We start from the raw sequence: 20,223 nt of genomic DNA on the forward strand, positions 1-20,223 counted from the left end.
TCGGTTTCGGGGCGCCTGAGCCTCGGCACGCATCCGCCGAGCGCCATGCCGTCCCGGAGCCGCGTCACGGTGTTCCCGCGCGGCACCACGCCGTGTCGGACCTCGACCATGTCGTGTCGGACCTCGACTCCACCGTGCCGGGCCCCGACTCCACCATGCCGGGCCTCGACCGAGCCGTGCCGGGCCTCGACCATGTCGTGCCGGGCCTCGACCGCGCGGTGCCGGGCCTCGACCATGTCGTGCCGGGCCTCGACCGCGCCGTGCCGGACCTCGACCGCGCCGTGCCGGACCTCGACCGCGCCGTGCCGGACCTCGACTACACCCTGCCGGACCTCGATCGCGCCGTGCGGGAGCCGCGGCACGCGTCCGCGCGGCGTCATGCGGTGCCGGACCCGCACTACGCCGTCCCGGAGCATCGCAACTCGGGGTCCGCGCGGCACTACGCCGTGCCCGAGCCGCGCCACGAGGTCTCCGCGCAGCACTACGCCACGCGGTCCCCGCGCCACTCCGTCCCCGGGCGGCACCACGCCGTGCCGGAGCCACGCCACGCCGTCCCGGAGCCGGTTCACGAGCTTCAGGAGCAGAGCCGCGCGGTCCCGGGCCCGCGCCACGCCGTCCCCGAGCCGCGCCACGCCGGTCCCGTCCCGGACCACGGGGTCCCCGCACCGGACAGCACCGGTCCCGTGCCGCAGCCGTCCACCCACTCGCACAGGGACTGGTCAATGCCCGGGGACGAGCTCTTCGGTCCGTGACCCGAGGCCTCCGTGACGGCGGGCGGGCTCAGTCGCGCTCGGCGGGGCGCAGGGCGCGCAGGCCGGTCAGGGCGAGCGCCGTCGTGCTGCCCGCCGCGGCCACCGCCACCAGCAGCCCGCCCCGCGCGCCCGCCCCGTCGACCGCCAGGCCCGCGACCGTCGCCGCCACCGCCCCGCCGGCCGCGCTCGCCGAGCCGAGCCACGCGAACGCCTCCGTCAGCACCCCACGATCGACCACGGCGTCGGCCAGCGTCGAGCCGAGGACCAGCACGACCGGCACGGCGACCGCGGTCAGCAGCACCCCGGCCGAGACCCCCGCCAGGACCACGGCGGGGGAGCCGCCGGCGAGCAGCGGCAGGCTGCCGAGACCCAATGCGAGCGCCGCCACGGCGAGCTGGATGCGGGGTTCCGCGTGCCAGCGGCGCTGGCCGTACACCACGACCGCGAGAAGCCCGGCGCCGTTGGACGCGGCGAACAGCACCGCCGCCAACCCCGGCGTGCCACGCTCCAGGGCGAACGCCGTCACCGCGATCGACATCGTGCCGAAGAACCCGCCGATCGTCGTGTTGACCCCGACCAGCAGCATGAACCCGGGTCGCAGCAGCGCGCGGCGGTGGTGCGCGTGCCCGCCGTCCCGCGCGAGGACCGGGGGCTCGGTGCGCCGTTGCAGCGCCAGCATCGACCCGCCGGCGACCACCAGCGCGGCGGCACTCAGCGTGCCGAGCACCGGCCGGCCGGCCGCGGCGATGGTGCTGACCAGGGCCGGGCCGACGAGGTACGCGACGCTGTTGCTCAGCGACTCGAGGGCATACGCGGTCGGCAGCGCCGGTTTGCGCTCCCCGTCCAGCAGCGCCGACCAGCGGGCCAGCGCCGCCGCGCTCAGCTGCGGCAGGCTCGCGCCGACCAGCGCACCCGCGGCGGCGAGGACCCAGCCCGGCGCACCGTAGCCGGCGCTGAGCACGAGCGCGGCGACGGCGACGGCGTGCACGAGGGCGGCCGGCAGCAGCACGCGGCGCTGCCCGAACCGGTCGATCAGCCGCCCGACCTGCGGCCCGACCAGGGCGTCGGCGACCGCGAACGCGCCGGTGACGACGCCGGCGGTGGCGTAGGAGCCGGTGGCGGACCGGACCAGCCAGACGATGCTGAGGCTGGTCATCGCGATCCCGACCCGGCCCGCGGCGGTCGGTATGAAGAAGGCGGCGGCGCCCGGTGTGCGCAGCAGCTCCCGGTACGTCATCCGCTCGAAGCCTACGGCAACCGCCAGCGGTACGCCTGCCAGCCGAGGTGCGCGGCGACGACCGCTGTGCATTGACAGTGGGGATCGACCCTCTTAACGTAATGCCAACACCGTCGACTGAAACGTTTCATCACCTTCGACACGGCCGCCACCGTGGAGGTTCACCATGACCATCCGTCGCCTCGTGCTGCTCGCAGTGCTGACCGTCCTCAGTGGCGCCCTGGTACCCCTCGGCTCTCCGACTGTTCCAGCTCACGCCGCATCCACCTGGGGCGCCGGCCGGTGGATCTGGACCGGGTCGAGCACCACCGACCAGTGGGTCGCGTTCCGAGGGGTCGCTGACGTCGGCGCTGTGCCGTCCAGCGCGGTCACCCGGTTCGCGGCCGACAGCAAGTACTGGCTCTGGGTGAACGGCACCTTGGTCACGTTCGAGGGTGGGCTCAAGCGTGGGCCCGATCCGACCGGCACGTACTACGACGAGCGGGACCTCGCGCCGTTCCTGACCACCGGACGCAACACGATCGCGGTGCTGGTGTGGTACTTCGGCAAGCAGGGTTTCTCGCACAACAGCAGCGGCCAGGGTGGTCTGCTGGTCGACGGTGACGTCTTCCGCTCCGGACCGACCTGGAAGGCGACCGTCCACGCCGGCTACCAGCATGAGACCGGCGGCACGCAACCCAACTACCGCCTCGCCGAGTCCAACGTCTTCTACGACGCACGCGCTGCGGCGTCGATGGCCGACTGGCAGAGCGGCGGCTACGCGGATGGCACGTGGGGTTCCGCGGTGGACAGGGGAGCGCCCGGCGCCGCGCCGTGGAACGGATTGGTCAAACGCCCGATCCCACCGTTCCGGTTCAGCGGCCTGCGTGACTACGTCAACGCCGCCACCCTGCCCACCGGCGGCACCGGCGGCACTGTCGTCGCCACCCTGCCGTCCAATCTGCAGGTCACCCCGTACCTGCGGGTCGACGCGCCGGCCGGGGCCGTCATCGGCATGCAGACCGACCACTACACCGACGGCGGCGAGCCCAACGTCCGCGCCACCTACGTGACCACCGGAGGCGTGCAGGAGTTCGAGGCGCTCGGTTGGATGAGCGGGACCGCCGTGCGGTACACCGTGCCCAGCGGCGTCAGGATCCAGGCGTTGCGGTACCGCGAATCCGGCTACGACACGGACTTCGCCGGCGGGTTCGACAGCGATGACCCGTTCTTCGACACCCTGTGGCAGAAGGCCGCGCGAACCATGTACGTCAACATGCGCGATACCTACTTCGACTGCCCGACCCGGGAACGCGCCCAGTGGTGGGGCGACGTCGTCAACCAGCTCAAGGAGGGCTTCTACACCTTCGACCCGCGCTCCCACGATCTGGGTCGCAAGGCGATCGCCGAACTGGCCGCCTGGCAGAAACCGGGAGGGCAGCTGTACGCGCCGGTGCCGGCCGGAAACTGGGGCAGCGAACTGCCCACCCAGATGCTCGCCTCGATCTGGTCGCTGTGGACCTTCTACACCTACACGGCCGACGCCGCCACGGTCAGCGCCGCATACCCGGCCGTCAAGCGGTACCTGAACCTGTGGACGCTCGACGGCGACGGGCTGGTCGCCCACCGGGCCGGCGACTGGGACTGGGAGGACTGGGGCGGCGACATCGACGCGCGGGTGCTCGACAACGCCTGGTCGTATCTCGCCCTCGACACCGCGATCAAGCTGGCGGAGTTGTCCGGCGACACCGGCGACGTCAGTGCCTGGCAGGCCCGGAAGGCCAGCATCGCCGCCAACTTCAACCGGGTGCTGTGGACCGGCACGGCCTATCGCTCGCCCGGCTACAGCGGCGACACCGACGATCGGGGCAACGCCCTGGCCGTCGTTGCCGGGCTGGCCGAGCCGGCGCAGTACCCGGCGCTGAAGGAGGTGCTGCACAGCCACTTCAACGCCAGTCCCTACCTGGAGTTCTACGTCCTGGAGGCGCTCTACCAGATGCAGGATCCGCTCGGCGCGGTCGCCCGGATGCGGGCCCGCTACGCCGACCAGGTCAACGACCCCGGATACACCCTCTGGGAGGTGTGGAACAAGAACGGCGGCACCGACAACCACGCGTGGAACGGCGGCCCGCTCTATGCGCTGTCCGCGTATGCCGTCGGCGTTCGACCGACCGCCCCCGGGTATCGCACGTTCCAGGTGAGCCCGCAACCGGGCGCATTCACCACCCTGCACAGCGTGGTGCCGACGGTGCAGGGCAGCATCGATGTCCGCTTCGACCGGCCCACCCCTGCCGTCGCCACCCTGCGGGTCAGCGTCCCAGCGGGCACCAGCGCCCGGGTCGACGTGCCGACGCTCGGACTGACCGGCGTGACCATCAGCCGCGACGGCACCACCGTCTTCACCGCACCGGCACCACCCGCATCCGTGCCCTTCACCGTGTCGTCCGGAACCACCACGTTCCAGGTCACCGGCTCTGCGGCGGGTGGGCTGGCCGCCACCAGCAACAACTCGCTGGAGAACAGCGACTGGGGGATCAACCGTCTGGTCGACGGCCTGACCGGCGGCGTCACCGGCGCCAAGGGATACACCAGCAACGGGTTCAACGATCCGGACGTGAGCGGCTCGCCGGTCTGGGTCGAGGTGGACCTCGGCGCCGACCGCGACGTCGACGCGCTGCGGCTGTTCCCACGCACCGACACGGCGGCCGCCGGTGGCGGCTCGGCCGGCTTCCCGGCCGACTTCAGCATCCAGGCCCGCCCTGCCGGCGCGGCGAGTTTCACGACCGTCCGCACCGTCACCGGGGCGGCGAACCCGCAGGGCGCGCCGCAGACCTACGGCTTCGCCCCGACCAGGGCCAGGTACCTCCGGGTGCAGGCGACCAGGCTCGGCGCCCGGGCCGGCGACGAGGCGTTCTTCCGCCTGCAACTGGCCGAACTGACCGTGCCTGCCGCCGGCACGGTGGTCACCAGCAACAACAGCCTGCGCAACGCCGACTGGGACACCACCCGCGCCTACGACGGCATCACCACCAGCGTCGCCGGCGCCAAGGGCTACACCAGCAACGAGTTCAACGGTCCGGACATCACGGGCTCACCGGTGTGGGTGGAGCTGGACCTCGGCGCCGACCGGCCGCTGGGAACGGTGACGTTGTTCCCGCGCACCGACACCGCAGCGGCCGGCGGCGGTTCCGCCGGATTCCCCACCGACTTCACCATCCAGGTCCGCAGCGGCAGCGGCACCGGATACACCACCGTCCGCACCGTCACCGGACAGCCCAACCCGGCAGGTGCCGCGCAGACCTACACCTTCGCCACCACGACAGCGCGATACGTGCGGATCCAGGTGACCCGGCTCGGCGCCCCAGCGAACGACGAGCCGTACCACCGACTACAGCTGGCAGAGATACGGCTCTGACGAGCCGACGTGCCACCCTGAGCGCCGCGATCGCCGCCCGGTCACCCCACCGGCCGGGCCAGCTCACGCAACCGCCGGTGCGTCCCGTCGTATGCCGGCGCGCCGCGCAGGACCGCGGTGTCGACGGCGGCGTGCATCGTGTACAGCGGGTCGCACACGTTGCCCGGCGCGGCCCGACCCGCCTGCGACACCAGCTGATACGCGTCGAGGACGTCGAGACCCGTCAGTGCCGCGCTCCAGGTGACCAGGTCGTGCTGGCTGATCCGGAACGCGTCTTCGAGGGGGCGGGCGGCGCCGATGCTGATCAGCTGGTGGTCGGTTTCGATCCGCGGCCACGGCGTCGACACCCCTTTGATGACATCGACGGCGACGGTGACGTGCATCGCGGTCTCCACCGCGACGCCGCACACCTCGCCCTGCCCCTGCCGGGCGTGGCCGTCGCCGAACGCGAACATCGCCCCCGGCACGTTCACCCCGAGATACACCGTCGTCCCGGCCCGCAGCTCGGGCGTGTCGAGGTTTCCGCCGTGCTGGTCCGGGACGATCGTCGACCGCGCCTCACCAGCCGCCGGGGCGACCCCGACGGTGCCCAGCATCGGATCGAGCGGCAGGTCCACCGTGTAGTCGGACCGGCGGGCGTGGTACCGCACCACTCCAGCTGCGGTGTCGATGTCGTACCGCCAGACGACTTCCGGCAGCGGCGGCTGCAACGTGGCCGTGGTGTGGGTGCCGGTCAGCGCCCCGAAGTGCGGGAACGTCGCCGACATCGCCCAGTCCCGGGCCGGGGTGATGGCGATGAAGTGCAGGGCGAGGGTGTCGCCGGGTTCGGCGCCGGGGACCCGGAACGGGCCGGTGACCGGGTTGAACTGCCGGCACACCCGCGACGGCAGATCGTCCGTGCTGCGGACCGCGCCGCCGAAGCAGTCCTCCGTGCTCGTGGACAACACCTGACCGGGCAGCACGTCCGCGATCGGATGGCGTGCGCCGCCGAACAGGTACGTCAGGTCCGACTCCGTCATCTTGTGCTCGATCACACCGCTCATGCCACGTCCCCTGTTCCCGACAGTCCCGACAGCTTCGGCCGGCGCCCGGCCGCGTACAGGCCGATCAGGACGACGACACCGACACCGATCCAGACGAACCCGAGCCGCTGCGCGGCCACGTTGGCGTTGATGACGACGTAGGCGAGGATCGCGAACCCAGCCGTGGGCGCCAGCAGGTGCGACCATACGTTCCGGGACCGCTGACGGATCAGGTAGTGCCAGACAACGGCGACGTGCAGGACGAGGAACGCGGTCAACGCCCCGAAGTTGATCAGCGACGAGAGCAGGGCGATACCGTCCTCGCGCCACGCCATGTACAGGCCGATCGCCACGGACAGCACCCCGGTCACCGTGATCGCGTTGCCGGGCACACCGGACCGGGCCGACACCTTGCGCAGGAACGACGGCAGCTGCCGGTCCCGGGCCATCGCGAACAACAACCTCGACGTGGCGACCTGCGCGACCAGGGAGTTCGCGACCCCCCACGCGATGGCGGTCGCGACCGCGCACAACGTCGCCAGCCACGCCCCACCCGCCTGCCGCGCCGCGTCATAGAACGCGACCCCGTCCGGATCGCCGCCGGCGAGCAGCCCATCCGGGTCGGGCACGAGCAGCGCCGCGACCCACGTCTGCACGATGAACAACAGCCCGGCCACGCCCAGCGCCGCGGCCATCGCCCGGCCGATCTGACCCGCGCCGCCGGTGTTCTCCTCGGCCAGCATCGAGATGCCGTCGAAGCCGAGGAACGACAACACCGCGATGGACACCGCACCGAACACCAACTGCCACGTGAACGTGTCGCCGTTGAACAGCGGCTCCCACGAGAACCCGCGACCTCGCCCGTCCAGCAGCGCCCACACGCCGACGGCTACGAAGACCGCCAGGACGATCAGCGCACCGATCAGCATGATCCGGGTGATCAGCGCGGTCATCCGGATACCCCGCAGATTCACCACGGTGTTGAACGCCACGAACCCGAGCAGCCACGCCCACACCGGGATCGCCGGGACGGTGGCGTGCATCGCGACCGCCGCGATCAGGTACAGCAGACTCGGAACGAGCAGGTAGTCCAGGAGGACCGCCCACCCGGCCAGGAACCCGACCGGTGCGCCGATCCCACGTCCGGCGTAGTTGTAGACGCTGCCGGCGAGCGGGAACGCCTTCACCATCTGCGCGTACGACGCGGCGGTGAACACCATCGCCACCATCCCGACCAGATACGTCAGAGCGACCATGCCACCAGAACCGCTGTACACCGACCCGAAGATGCCCATCGGCGCGATCGGCACCATGAACACCAACCCGTAGAACACCAGATCCTTGAACCCCAGCGTCCGCCGCAATTCCGGACGATAGCCCGCCGTCGCGGCCTGGCCGTTCTCGTCGACCGGCACCCTCTGTTCAGTACTCATGCTTCGCCTCCCGTGGTCGAGATCGCCGCAGGCCACACCGTCTGCGGGCACGGCACATCACACGCATCACCGCCCTGATGCGTGGACGCGGAAACTCGTTCGCCTGTCGCCTTCCGGGTTGTGTCCACGTGCGGACCCACCGTGACGGGTGAACCAATTGACCATCCCGGTTCAACGCATCAACGTCAATATGTTTGATGCGGACAGACGTGTCTGTGCGACCCGCGGTCACGCATTGGCAAGATCGCGATGTCCCGGGACTCAATCGCGGCGGTGGAGCGACATTCTGGCCGGCCCGCACGGGAACGAAACGGCCGGAACCGGTGGCGTGTATACGCCATATCCGTTTCGTGTACGGCAGGTGTTTAGTCTCATTGATCATTCCCAATTGATGAGGGAGGACCGAATGTCCCGGTTCGTCTGCACGGTGAAGCACACCAGGTACGTCATCGGCGCCATGGCCGGCGTCTTCTTCGCGACCTGCAGCTCGTCCTGACCCGAAGCCGGCCGGGGCGGCGTCGTGCCGCCCCGCGCCGGTGCCCGTCGACCGGTGGAGGCCGGATGTTCACGACCGCGGTCCGGCAGATGCGGGTGGCGTTCTCCACCGTGCTCGGCCGTCCCTTCTCCGTCCCGGTGGTGCAAGGACTGGTCCGGGACGCCCTGGCGACGCTGGAGGAGTTCGGCACACCCGGCGACGATGTCGGCCAACTGGTCGACGGACCCTACGCCGACCCCACGATGCGCCGCGAGCTGCAGACCAGGGCGCTGCAACGCACCGCGCGGCACCTCACCACCGGCGCACCGTACTACCGGGACCGGTTCGCCGCGGCGGGTGTCGACCCGGCCGGGCTCACCCCCGAGACGCTGCTCCGGCTGCCGGTGATGACCCGGGCCGAGCTGGTGTCCAGGCAGCGGGACCTGCTGTGCGGCCGCCCCTACCTGTCGACCCGCAGCACCGGCAGCACCGGCGCCCCGGTCGAGGTGTGGCTGTCCCGGCAGGAGATCACGCTCTGGCCGGCGCTCATCGCGCTGTCGCTCGTGCTGCGCGGGGAGCTCACCCCCGACGACCACGTCCAGCTCAGCATCAGCTCCCGGGCGACCGCGGCGATCCAGGAGGACGTCGAGCTGTGCGGCCTGGTGGGCGCCGGCTGCAGCGTCGTGGGGCTGGTGCCGCCGGACGAGGCCCTGGACCGGCTGTGCGAATCCGCGACGGTGCTCAACACCTACCCGAGCTACCTCGGCCTGCTCGTCACCGCCGCCCGCAGGCGTGGCCTGGGCCCGGACGACTTCGCGTTGCACACCGTCAACGCCGGCGGCGAGGTGCTGTCGGCGGCGCTCGTCGCGGCAGCCGAGGCCACGTTCGGCGCGCGGATCAACGACGCGTACGGCGCCACCGAGGTCCTGCCGGTCGGTGGGCGGTTCTGCACGCACCGGCACCTGCATCCCGACCCGAACATGGGGTACGCCGAGACGATCGACCTCGAGACCGGTGCCCCGGCCGAACCTGGCCGGCTCGGCACCCTCGTGGTCACCCCGTACCACCCGTATCGCGAGTGCATGCCGGTGCTGCGCTACGACACCCGCGACCTGGTGCGCGCCCCCGCCGCCGACGAGCCGCCGTGCGAACTGGCGGCCACCCCCGGGATGTCGCACATCCTCGGCAAGGCCCGCGACCTGCTGACCACCGCATCCGGGCCGGTCACCCCCCGCGACGTGGTGGAGGTGATGGACGCGCTCCCGGGGGTCCGCTGGCCGGTGCGGTTCGCCGCCGAGGAGGCGGGCGGGCGGGTGCGGGTCACCGTGCCGGACGACCACACGGGCGGCCTGTCGACCGGCGAGATCGCGGGACGTTTCGCCGACCACGGCATCGACGCGCAGGTCGTGGTGGTCCCGATGGGGCAGGAAGACGCCCGGCGGCTGCGGCCGCTGCGCTGCGACCTGCTGGAGCAGACCTTCACCAGGCCCGTCCCGACCCTCGTGAGGGAGTTCGTATGAGCGGCCAGCGAAGCGGCTCGGGCCGCTCATCGTGTGACAGGTTTAGCTCGGGCCGACGCCGGAGCGCAGCGGAGGTGGCGGCATGAGCCGGACGGCGTTTCTGGTCCTGGTCACGTTCTGCTTCGCGCTGGCCGCGCCGCTGGCCGCCGCCGCCTACTTCCGGTGGGTCCGGGCGGCCAGGCCGGCCGTCGGGGTCTTCGGAACCGGCGACGTGTTCGTGATGATGGGGTTCGTCGTGGTGCTGCCGTTCGCGTATCTCGCGTTGCCCGGCTGGGGTCTGCCGACGGTGCTCGGGCTGGTCTTCGCCGGTGGACTGTCGGTCGGGTACGAACGGGTCGTGACACACCGCTGGCTGCGGCGGGGCCTGATCCTCGGCCTGCTGGGCGCGGACCTCGCGGCGTGGGCGGCGTGGCGGGCCGGCGCGGCACCGCTCTGGTTCACCGCCGTGAACAGCGTGGTCGTGCTGCTGATCGCGGTCTCCGCGGCCAACCTCTCCGCGCAGGGCGGCCTGCGGCTGCGGCACGCGGCCTGGTTCACGCTCGGCCTCGCGGTCTACGACCTGACCTTCGCGACCGCGATCCCCATCACCCAGAAGCTCGCGGCGGCGATCCAGGGCTACCCGTTCGCGCCGTCGGCCGGGCTGCGCGTCGGCGACCTCGGCGCGGTGATCGGGATGGGTGATCTGCTGGCGTACGCGCTGTTCGGCGTCACCGCCTACAAGGCGTACGGCCGGACCGGCCTGCGGGTGGCGCTCGTCGTCGTCGCCGCCTTCGGCGCGCTGGCGCCGGCGCTGTCCCCGCTGGTCATCGAGGCGGTCTCCGGGCACCGGCCGTCGCTCATCCCGGCGCAGGTGTTCTTCGGACCGGGAGCGTTCCTCGGGTACCTGCTGCTGCGGCGCCTCGGCCCGGAACGCCGCATGGCGGAGATCCTCGGCAACCCCGTCAACCGGCCGGCTGACCGCCGGGCCCGCTGGCTCGGGCCACCGGCTCCGGCGGTTGCGCCGGCTGCGTCCGTTGCGCCGGCGCGGCCCGCCGAGGTTCGCGGGCCGGTGCGCCTGTCCTGACCGGCGGCCAGTCGTCGTCCGGCGCGACCGGACCGGCCGGCCGCGGTGCCCGGTCCGGCACGACCGCCGCCCGGCGCCGGCACGCCTCGGCCCGCTGGTCCTGGCCGCAGTCGTGCCACACCGACGCCAGCAGGCGCAGCACGTAGGCCTCACCGACCCGCAGGCCGGCGTCGCGGCAGACGGCGAGCGCCGCGGTCAGGTCCGCGACGGCCGCGTCCAGCCGGTCCAGCCGCCGGTAGGCCTCGGCCCGCCACAGCAGCGCCTGCCACGCGCTGTCCTGGGCGCCGGTCTCCTGGCAGCGTCGCAGCCCCAGGGTGAGCAGGTGGGCGCCCTGGGCGGGGCGGCCCAGTCGCACGTAGGCCTTGCCGAGCCCGGTCAGGGTGATGCCCTCGCCGACCAGGTCCCGTTCCGCGCGGCGGATCTGCAGGCTCTCCAGCAGGTATCCGAGCGCCCGCTCGTAGTCGCCGAGCTGGAGCAGGACCTCCCCGGCCTCATACCGGGTGATCCCGACCGCGGGACGCCGCCCGGCCGAGCCGTACCGCGCCGCGCTCTCCTCGAAGCATCGCAGCGCCGCGGCCGGGTCACCCCGCCGGGCGTGGGTGAGGCCGAGGTGCGAGAGCGTGGCGGCGATCCCGCGCTCGTCCTGCGCGGCCCGCCGGGCGGCGAGGACGTCGTGCAGGTGGTCGAGGGCTGCGGCGTATTCGCCCCGTTCGCGGCACACGATGGCCAGCATGGTCCGCGCCGTGGACTCGGCCCGCCAGTCGCCGAGCGCCGCCGCGACCCGCCGGCTCAGCGTGCCGAGGGTGGCGATGTCGTCCCAGCGTCCGCGCATCGGCAGGTACTGGATGGTCGCCGTGGACAGTCCGAGCACGAACCGCGCGTGTTCGGGCTCGCCGTCGGCGACGTGCCGGGCCACCGCGAGCAGGCAGGGCCACTCGCTGTCCAGCCAGTGCAGGGCTTCCGCCGGGGTGGTGACGGCCACCCTCGCCGGCGCGCCCTCGAGCTGCGGGACCTCCTCCCGCCGTTGGTTGGGGCGCAGCACGTCGACGGCCTGCTGCACGGTGCCGAGGTAGAACGACAGGGCACGGGCCACCGCAGCCCGACGGTCCACTGTGGACTCCATGGCGTCGGCGAGCTCGGCGGCGAAGCAGCGCAGCAGGTCGTGCATGGCGAACCGGTCCCCGCCGGTGCGGCTCAACAGGTGCGCCTCGGCCAGCCGGTCCAGGGCCGGCTCTGCCTCGGCGGTGCACACGTCCAGCAGCGCCGCCGCGACGGCCGGCTCGAACGTCGGGGTCCGGACCAGGGCGAGCAGCCGGAACAGCCGCGCCGCGGTCGGATCGCCGAGCCCCTGGTAGCTGACCTGGAAGCAGGTGCGGACCGCGAGCTCGCCGGCACGTAGCCCGTTGAGCCGGTGCCGCTCCTCGCGCAGCTCGTCGGCGAGCGCCGCCAGGGGCCGGTCGGGGCGGCCGGCCAGCCGGGCGGCGGCGATGCGCACCGCGAGGGGCAGGTGCTCGCACTGCCGGACCAGCTCGACGGCGCGCGCACCGGCCGTGGCCACCCGCTCGGTGCCGCACAGCCGGCCGAGCAGCGCCAGCGCGCCCCGCGTGGACAGCGCACCGAGCGCCATGCTGTGCGAGGACTCCAGGGTGACCAGCATGCGCCGGCTGGTCACGATCGCGGCGCACCCGGGGCCGGCCGGCAGCAGCGGCCGCACCTGGGCCTCGTCGGCGGCGTTGTCGAGCACGACCAGCAGCCGCCGGGCCGCCGTCAGCGACCGGAACCGGCCGGCCGCCTCCTCGGGGTCCGACGGCACCTGCACCTCCGGCACGCCCAGCGCGCGCAGGAACCGGCCCAGCACCGCGGCGGGTTCGGCGGGCGGCATCGCGGCGGCGCCGTGCAGGTCCGCGTAGAGCTGCCCGTCCGGGAACCGGGCCGAGACCTGATGCGCCGCCCGCACCGCGAACGTGGACTTGCCGATCCCGCCGGGTCCGTGCACGACCACCACGGCAGGCCCGCCGGGCGTCTGCAGCGTCGCGCGCATCGCGTCGAGCTCGGCGGTACGCTCGACGAACGCCGGATTGTCCAGCGGCAGCTCACGGGGCGGCACGAGCACCGGACCCGCCGCGGTCGGCGTCGCGGCCAGCAGCGTCTCGTCCCGGTTGAGGATCGCGCCGTGCAGCCGGGTCAGCTCGGCGGCTGGTTCGATGCCGATCCGTTCGGCAAGGACCGCCCGGGCCCGCTGAAACGTCGACAGTGCACCGGCGGCGTCGCCGCTGCGGTACTGCGCGATCATCAGCAGCTCCCACAGCCGCTCCCGCAGCGGGTGGGTCACGACCTCCCGCCGCAGCTCGGCGACGACCTCGGCGTGGCGTCCCTGGGCCAGGCGGGCCGCGGCGAGCGCCTCGACCGCGTCGCCCCGCTGCTCGTCGAGGGTGTCGAGCAGGCCGCTGAGGGCGGCGTCGCGCCGGACACCCGCAGCCGCCGGACCTCGCCAGTGCGCGAGCGCCGCGCTGAGCCGCTCGGCCGCGGCGTCGACCGCCCCCTGCTGCTGCAACATCCGGCCGGCACCGAACTCCCGGTCGAACGTGTGCAGGTCGAGCTCCCCGTCGCGGACCTCGACGAGGAACCCCGGGCGGCGGGTGACGAGCCGGGTCCCGCCGGCATGGTCCGGATCGGCGAGGACCCGACGCAGCCGCACACAGTAGGTGCGGACGTTGGCCTGCGCGGACAGCGGCGGGTCTTCCTGCCACAGCAGGTCGGTGATCCGGTCCAGCGACAGCACCTGGTTGGCGTGCAGCAGCAGCACCAGCAGCAGCATGCGCTGCTTCGGCGGGCCGAGCGCCACCGTCGCCCCGTCGCGCCGGATCTCGACGGGCCCGAGGATCCGGAACTGGAAGTGACTCACGCACCGACCTCTGCCGCGGTAGGAAAGCCTATCTATGGCCATCATGCCGGAAGCTCGCCACCACCGTCGGCGCGAGACGGCTCCGCTGCTTCGCGGCCAGGTGGCCGGGCTCGTCAGGATCTGTGGTCGGTGGGCCGGATGTTGTTGTTGAGCCGGAAACGGTTGTCGGGGTCGAAGTCCTGCTTGATCCGAGCGAGCCGGTCGAGATTCCCGCCGAACGCCGCCTGTCTGCCCGCGCTGTCCAGGTCCAGGTCGCTGCTGAAGTTGAGGTAGGTGCCACTCGCCGAGGGCAGGGCGTTCACCTCGTTGAAGGCATCCCGCACCCACCTTGTGTTGGCCTCGGTGTCGGCGGCATCGGTCCAGTTGCCGTCAATGCTCACGATGTATTCCGCACTCCGATCGCCGAAGGCGGTGTCATGCGTCCCCACACGCTGCACGGCGCCCCCCAGCTGCGGCACGTGGACGAGTGTGCTGGGGTGCGGTCGCCCAAGTCCTCTGCGGAGCAGCACCTCGAGCACGTCGTCGCCGAGCTCGCGGACGTTCACCGACTTCCAGTAGCTGCGCAACTGCCCCTTTGGAAACATCCAGTCCAAGAGTCGCTGTACGTCCCGGAATGGCCTGGGTCCGCTCAGGTCGGCGAGTGGAGTACCGAATTCGCTGATCGGTCGGAGGATCGTCGTGGCGTCCTCAGGCGGACCCGCATAGACGGCGGCGGTGATGAATACGTCCCGGTTCTGCACCTCCTGCGGCAGCAGTGGCGTGGCAGGCATCGACCAGAACATGGCACGGCTGGTGACCTCGTCCGGCAGGCCGGCCGTCCAGTCCCGCCAGGCTGGAAGGATCTCCTCCGCGTCGGAGGCGGCGTACATCGCGGCCCCGTACATGACGATGGGTCCGATCGGGTGGGCGTGGAACTCGAAGGCGGTGACGACGCCGAAGTTGCCGCCGCCGCCGCGCAGCGCCCAGAAGAGCTCCTCGTGCTCGGTCTCGCTGGCTCGAAGGAGCGTCCCATCGGCCGTGACGACCTCGACGGCGGCAAGGTTGTCGCAGGTGAGGCCGTACTTGCGGTGGAGCCACCCGAGTCCGCCGCCGAGCGTCAGACCGGCGACGCCCGTCGTCGACACGACGCCGCCCGGCACGGCCAAGCCGAAAATCTGACTCTCCCGGTCGACATCTCCCCAGGTCGCGCCTCCCTGGACGCGGACGATCCGCTCGGCGGGGTTCACCCAGACCCCCCGCATCGCCGAGAGGTCGATCATCATGGCTTCGTCGCAGGTGCTGTGGCCCGCGATTCCGTGGCCACCGCCCCTCACCGCGACCAGCAGATCGCGTTCGCGAGCGAGGTCCACCGCGTCGATCACGTCCGCTGCCCCCGAACACCGGGCAATGAGTCCAGGGTGCCGGTCGAACATGCCGTTGTGCACGGCGCGACTCTCGTCGTAGCCGGGATCATCCGGTGTGATGAGCGGACCGTGGAAGGCCGTCCGAAGTGCGTCGATCCGCTCGTCGGTGACGGCCGTTTCACCGCCGTTGAGCCTGCGGAGCCTCACCGTCATTGCCAGGTCCTCCAGCCAGTCGAGTCCCGAACCCGCATGGGACTATCACCGGCAATCCGGACCTCAAACCCAATTGGGTCGTTGCCCCGCAGGAAGCCACCCCGCTCGGCGAGGCCTCGCCACTCCCGCACCTGCTGCCACGACCCGCACGCCGTGACGCGTCGCGGCCGGCACGTCATCCGTTCGGAGCCCGCGGCAACGGTCAGCGGTACGCCTGCCAGCCGAGGTGCGCGGCGAGCCCGAGCCCGAGCACGGCGATGACGCCACGCAGCGCCGCCGGTGGGCTGCGGCGGATCACGGCCGGCCCGAGCCGCCCGCCGATGAACAGCCCGGCGCCGAGCGGCAGGACCGCCAGCCAGTGCACCGGGCCGAACAGCGCGAACGCGCACGCGGCGACCAGGTTCGCCGCGCCGAGCAGCACGTTCTTCGCCGCGCTGCCCCGGGCGAAGCTGTCCGGTGTCATCGCCAGGAACAGGGCGAGCAGCACGATGCCGGCGGCGGCGCCGAAGTAGCCGCCGTACACGCCGACGACGGCCACTCCGCCGGCCAGCAGCCACCCCTGCCGGGGGTGCCGTTCGGCGTCGGGGGCCTGCCGGGGCAGCAGGATCGCGAGGGACGCGGCGGCGATCAGCCACGGCACCACGAACTCGAACGTCTCCGCCGGTGCGAGCAGCAGCAGCGCGCTGCCCGCGGCACCCCCGGCGACGGCGGCGAGCGCGAGCCACCGCAGCCGCGCCGCCTGCCCGTCCAGCTCGGGCCGGGACCCGACCACCGAGCCGGCACTGGCGAACACGAGCGAGACGCTGTTGGTGACGTTCGCGGTCACGGGCGGCAGGCCGATCGCCAGCAGCATCGGGTAGCTGATCAGCGACGCCAGCCCGGCCACACTGCCGACGAGCCCGGCCCCGATGCCGGCCAGGGGCAGCACCACGTACATCCACCATGTCACGCGCCAGAGTCTGCCCTGCTCCGCGCGGACCGATCAAAGGGCCCGGCGGTAGTGCAGCAACGCCGGGACGGCCAGCGCGACCGCGACCGCGCGGACGGTCCCGGCGACGAGGAACGGGGCGCGCAGCCCGTAGCGGTGGGCGATCAGCCCACCGAGCACGGTCCCGGCCGGGACCAGCCCCCAGCCGAGCATCCTGGTGACGCCGATGACGCGGCCCAGCAGGTCCGCCGGGACGAGCTCCTGCCGCAGGCCGACGGTCACGACGTTCCAGGTCGTGGTGGCCAGGCCGTTGACCGCCAGGCACACCCCGAGCAGCGGCACGGTGTGGCTCGCGCCGGCGCCGAGGATCGCCGCGGCGTTGACGGCGAGCGCGCCGATCAGCGCCGGGATCGCGCCGACGCGCCCGGCGAGCCGCCCGGCGGCCAGCCCGCCGGCGACCCCACCGACCGCGGCCGCGGCGAGCAGCAGCCCGTAGCCGCGGGCGCCGACGTGCAAGGTCCGGGTCGCGAGGAGCACGAGGACGGTGTTGGCGAGCTGGCCGCAGCACAGGTTGACGCTCACCAGCACCGCGAGGGTGCGCAGGAACCGGTGCCGCGCCAGCCAGCGCACGCCGTCCCACGTCGAGGACCGGGAGTTCCGGACCGCGGCGCGGGTGGGCAGGGTGGCGAGCAGGCCGGCGGACAGGGCCAGCGCGGTCGCGTACGCCACGAACGGCCACCAGGTGGCGAGCGCGAACAGCAGCCCACCCAGCGGCGGGCCGATGAACAGCTGCCCGGCGACGATCGCGGTCTGCTGGTGGCCGTTCGCCCGGTGCAGCAGCGGCCTCGCGACCAGCTCCGGCAGGACCGCCTGGGCCGCGGTGGAGGACACGACCGCGCAGCTGCCGAGGGCGAACGCGGTGACCACGAGCACCGGCACGCCGGCCGGACCGCCCGCCAGGAAGAGACCCACCACGACGACCTGGGCCAGCTGCGCCCGCCACATCAGGGTGGTCCGGTCGAGCCGGTCGGTCAGCGCGCCGGCCGGCACCGACACCAGCAGCCACGGCAGGTACGCCGCCGCGGCGACCAGCGACACCAGGCGGGGGTCGCCGGCGACCGCGGCCGCGAGCAGCGGCATCGCAGTGACGTACGTGCCTTCGCCGGCGCTGCTGAGTGCGGTCGCCGACCACAGCCGCCAAGAGGTCCGGGTCATCCACGCATGCTCGCCGGACGGCGACGGAATCCGGCAGCATGTAGCCGGAGCCTAAACTGCACGGGTGGCGTTGACGGTCGAGCTCGACGTGACGGACCTGGCCGCGACCCGGTTCGCGACCTCGCCGCTGTCGGAGACCGTGGCCTGCCTGCAGCAGCTCGGCGGGCACGAGCGGCGGGTCAGCACCCGCCCCTGGCTGCGCTGGGCGCGGGAGCAGCTGGCCCGCGACCCGGTCAACCTCGCCTGGACCTGGCCGCTGCTGGTCAACGGCCGGCCCACCTGGCCGGAGTTCCTGGTGCCGGCGCCGACCGGGCCGCATCCCACCGTCGAGGCGGAGCTCGCCGCGCTCCGGCAGACCCCGGCGCGGCAGGTGCGGGCCAGCCTGACCCGGGTCTTCGGCGCCGACCTGCCACCGGCGGCCGCGGCGCTCGCCGCCGACCCGGCCGAGGGGCTCCGCGGCATCGCCGGCGAGCTGCGCACCGCCCACCGGCGGCTCATCGCCCCGCACTGGCCGCGGCTGCGGGCGATCCTGGACGCGGACGTCCTGCACCGCGCGGAACGGCTCGCCACCGGTGGCGCGGAGCGGCTCTTCACCGGCCTGCATCCCGAGGTGCGGTGGCGGGACGGCCGGCTGATGCTGGTCGGGCGGCGCTGGCCGGTCGAGGTCACGGTGCGGCACGCGCCGCGCGGGCTGGTGCTCATCCCGGTGGCGCTCGGCCAGCCGCACGTGTCCATCAAGCAGCACACGTCGACGCAGACCACGGTGCGGTACCCCGCCCGGGGGACGGTGCGCCTGAGCGTCGAAGCCGAAGCGCCGGATGCCGTGGCGCGGCTGCTGGGCCGGGCGAAGGCACACATCCTGGAGGTGCTGCGCGCCCCCACGACGACCACCGAACTCGCTCGCGCGCTGGGGGTCACCCCGAGCGCGGTGTCGCAGCATCTCGCCGTGCTGCGCGACTGCGGGCTGGTCCAGGGGCGGCGGGCCGGCCGGACGGTGCTGTACCGCACCACCGCGCTCGGCACGGCACTGCGCGCCGGGCCGTTGCCGGCCCGGCGCGGTGACGGTGCTTTACGACCAGGACGCTGACGCCCAGTCGTCGCTGGACCAGTAGTGGCCGGACCAGTAGTGCCCGGACCAGTAGTGACCCGACCAGTAGTGCCCGGACCAGTCGGGGTCGGTCCACGTCGTGGCGCCGTTCCACGGCTTGCCGGTCCACGTCGCCGCAGCCCACGTCTTGGACGCCCAGGAGGTGCCGGTCCAGCCGTCGCCGGCGACGCGGTAGCCCATCCAGGTCCCGCCGGACCAGCTGGTCACGGCGGCGCTGCGCTCGGACCAGGTGGTGGTGTTGAGCGCGCCCCAGACGGTGTTGTCGCCGCTGAGGGCCACGTTGTCGCGGACCAGGCGGCTGGCGCCGCGGGCGTCGTCGAGCTTGCCGGTGCCGGTCGAGCGGTTCCAGCCGGTCGCGTACAGGTTCTGCGAGGCGAGCGCCGCGTTGAGGTTCAGCGCCTTGATGTTGCGCTGCATCGCCAGGCCCGAGACGAAGCTGGCCGACGTGGTCAGCACGGTCTTGACCTGGTCCGGGGTGAGCGTCGGGCGGGCCTGCAGCAGCAGCGCGACCGCCGCGGAGGTGACCGCGGCCGCCTGGGAGCTGCCGCTGCCGCGCAGCAGGGTCGTGCCCACCTTCGCCGACGGGTACGTCAGGTCCACATTGGACCCCGGATCGGCGAGGGACACAATGGACTCACCGGGGGCGAGGACGCTGACGCTGCGGTTGGTGCCGCCGATCGTGGTGAACGAGGCGAAGTCGTCGTCGGCGGCGGTCGCGGTGCCCTTGGTGGTGCTGGCGGCGACCGCGATGACGGCCGGGTCGCTGGCCGGGTCGCTGACGACGGTGTCGCTGTTGCCCTCGTTGCCGGCCGCGGCGACGACCACGATGCCCTTCAGCCAGGCCTGCTCGACCGCGTACTGCACCGGGTCGGACCACGAGTTCGGGGTGCCGCCGGTGCCGTAGGAGATGTTGATGACCCGGATCGGGTTGGCGGGGTCGTCGTTGCGGTGGGCCACGACCCAGTCGATCGCCGCGATCATCTGCGACACGTCGACCGCGCCGTTGGCCGTGCCGACCTTGATGGACGTCAGCTTCGCCTTCGGCGCGATCCCGACGGTCCCGGTCGAAGGGTCGTTGCCGACGATGATGCCGGCCATGTGGGTGCCGTGCCCGTACGTGTCGAGGTAGCGCAGGTCCGGGTCCTGCGACTCGAACGACAGGTCGGGGCCGTTGACGATCTGCGTGGCAGGCAGCCCGTCGACGGGGGCGACGCCGGTGTCGATGAGCGCGACGCCGACGCCGGCCCCGGTCAGCCCGGCCGCCGCGCCCGTGGACGCGTTGATGGACGCGCGCACCGCGGCGAGGGTGGTGCCACCGCTGCCGGTGCTGCTGCCGAGCCAGGCGCTGGAGGCCCAGCCGCCGTCGCCGACGGTGTGGTGGGTGGGTGCCGCGGCGGCGCCGAGTCCGGCGACGGCAGCGGCTGCGGCCGCGAGGGCCGCCACGATCCGGCGTCCTGCCGCCGCCCGCCGCCGCAAGGCAGATCTAGGCATGAGGTGCTCCGTTCCTGCCGCTGATGATCAGCGACGCGTGCTCCACGATGACCCGTCGCGGCCGGGAAATCACTGGCCGTGAGCCCTCTCGGGCCGCACGGCCGCCGGATCTGCCCGACCATCC

General features: G+C 72.9%; 12 protein-coding genes. 4 read left to right on the forward strand and 8 right to left on the reverse strand.

Annotation, left to right across the window (positions count from 1 at the left end):
• The first annotated feature begins 113 nt into the window (after window positions 1-113).
• Window positions 114-752 (forward strand): hypothetical protein, encoded by a 639-nt coding sequence (locus tag Dsi01nite_RS44100; protein ID WP_203852420.1) that lies wholly within the window; start codon window positions 114-116, stop codon window positions 750-752.
• Between the two features lie 28 nt (window positions 753-780).
• Here Dsi01nite_RS44100 and Dsi01nite_RS44105 read toward each other — a convergent pair whose 3' ends face one another.
• A complete protein-coding gene (locus Dsi01nite_RS44105) occupies window positions 781-1,989 on the reverse strand; it encodes an MFS transporter (RefSeq protein WP_203852421.1) in 1,209 nt (402 codons plus the stop codon).
• Window positions 1,990-2,155: 166 nt separating this feature from the next.
• On the opposite strand from Dsi01nite_RS44105, the gene Dsi01nite_RS44110 reads away from it, so the two are divergent.
• A complete protein-coding gene (locus tag Dsi01nite_RS44110) occupies window positions 2,156-5,383 on the forward strand; it encodes an alpha-L-rhamnosidase-related protein (protein ID WP_203852422.1) in 3,228 nt (1,075 codons plus the stop codon).
• A 41-nt stretch (window positions 5,384-5,424) separates the two neighbouring features.
• Here Dsi01nite_RS44110 and Dsi01nite_RS44115 read toward each other — a convergent pair whose 3' ends face one another.
• Both Dsi01nite_RS44115 and Dsi01nite_RS44120 read right to left on the reverse strand, forming a co-directional pair.
• Window positions 5,425-6,426, reverse strand: a complete 1,002-nt coding sequence (locus Dsi01nite_RS44115; protein ID WP_203852423.1) for an acetamidase/formamidase family protein — start codon at window positions 6,424-6,426, stop codon at window positions 5,425-5,427.
• Window positions 6,423-7,838, reverse strand: coding sequence for an APC family permease (locus Dsi01nite_RS44120; RefSeq protein WP_203852424.1), 1,416 nt, complete (start codon window positions 7,836-7,838; stop codon window positions 6,423-6,425). The genes Dsi01nite_RS44115 and Dsi01nite_RS44120 overlap by 4 nt, the downstream gene beginning before the upstream one ends.
• A gap of 561 nt (window positions 7,839-8,399) precedes the next feature.
• Between Dsi01nite_RS44120 and Dsi01nite_RS44125 the strand changes: the two genes are divergently transcribed.
• Complete coding sequence (locus Dsi01nite_RS44125) at window positions 8,400-9,833, forward strand: phenylacetate--CoA ligase family protein (RefSeq protein ID WP_203852425.1); 1,434 nt, start codon at window positions 8,400-8,402, stop codon at window positions 9,831-9,833.
• Between the two features lie 941 nt (window positions 9,834-10,774).
• Here Dsi01nite_RS44125 and Dsi01nite_RS44130 read toward each other — a convergent pair.
• The 4 genes from Dsi01nite_RS44130 to Dsi01nite_RS44145 all read right to left on the reverse strand — a co-directional run bounded on the left by Dsi01nite_RS44130 (window position 10,775) and on the right by Dsi01nite_RS44145 (window position 17,500).
• On the reverse strand, window positions 10,775-13,801 hold the full coding sequence (locus Dsi01nite_RS44130) for an AfsR/SARP family transcriptional regulator (RefSeq protein WP_203852426.1): 3,027 nt from the start codon (window positions 13,799-13,801) through the stop codon (window positions 10,775-10,777).
• Between the two features lie 113 nt (window positions 13,802-13,914).
• Window positions 13,915-15,357: an FAD-binding oxidoreductase gene (locus tag Dsi01nite_RS44135; RefSeq protein ID WP_203852427.1), complete on the reverse strand. Its 1,443-nt coding sequence runs from the start codon at window positions 15,355-15,357 to the stop codon at window positions 13,915-13,917.
• A 202-nt stretch (window positions 15,358-15,559) separates the two neighbouring features.
• Complete coding sequence (locus Dsi01nite_RS44140; RefSeq protein ID WP_239136622.1) at window positions 15,560-16,306, reverse strand: sulfite exporter TauE/SafE family protein; 747 nt, start codon at window positions 16,304-16,306, stop codon at window positions 15,560-15,562.
• A 33-nt stretch (window positions 16,307-16,339) separates the two neighbouring features.
• Window positions 16,340-17,500, reverse strand: coding sequence for an MFS transporter (locus tag Dsi01nite_RS44145; protein WP_203852428.1), 1,161 nt, complete (start codon window positions 17,498-17,500; stop codon window positions 16,340-16,342).
• Window positions 17,501-17,564: 64 nt separating this feature from the next.
• Between Dsi01nite_RS44145 and Dsi01nite_RS44150 the strand changes: the two genes are divergently transcribed.
• Complete coding sequence (locus Dsi01nite_RS44150) at window positions 17,565-18,587, forward strand: ArsR/SmtB family transcription factor (RefSeq protein WP_203852429.1); 1,023 nt, start codon at window positions 17,565-17,567, stop codon at window positions 18,585-18,587.
• Here Dsi01nite_RS44150 and Dsi01nite_RS44155 read toward each other — a convergent pair.
• Window positions 18,570-20,099: a S8 family serine peptidase gene (locus tag Dsi01nite_RS44155; protein ID WP_203852430.1), complete on the reverse strand. Its 1,530-nt coding sequence runs from the start codon at window positions 20,097-20,099 to the stop codon at window positions 18,570-18,572. The two genes, Dsi01nite_RS44150 and Dsi01nite_RS44155, sit on opposite strands and share 18 nt — an antisense overlap.
• Between the last annotated feature and the right edge of the window lie 124 nt (window positions 20,100-20,223).

The organism is Dactylosporangium siamense, from assembly GCF_016862795.1.
Lineage (GTDB): Bacteria > Actinomycetota > Actinomycetes > Mycobacteriales > Micromonosporaceae > Dactylosporangium > Dactylosporangium siamense.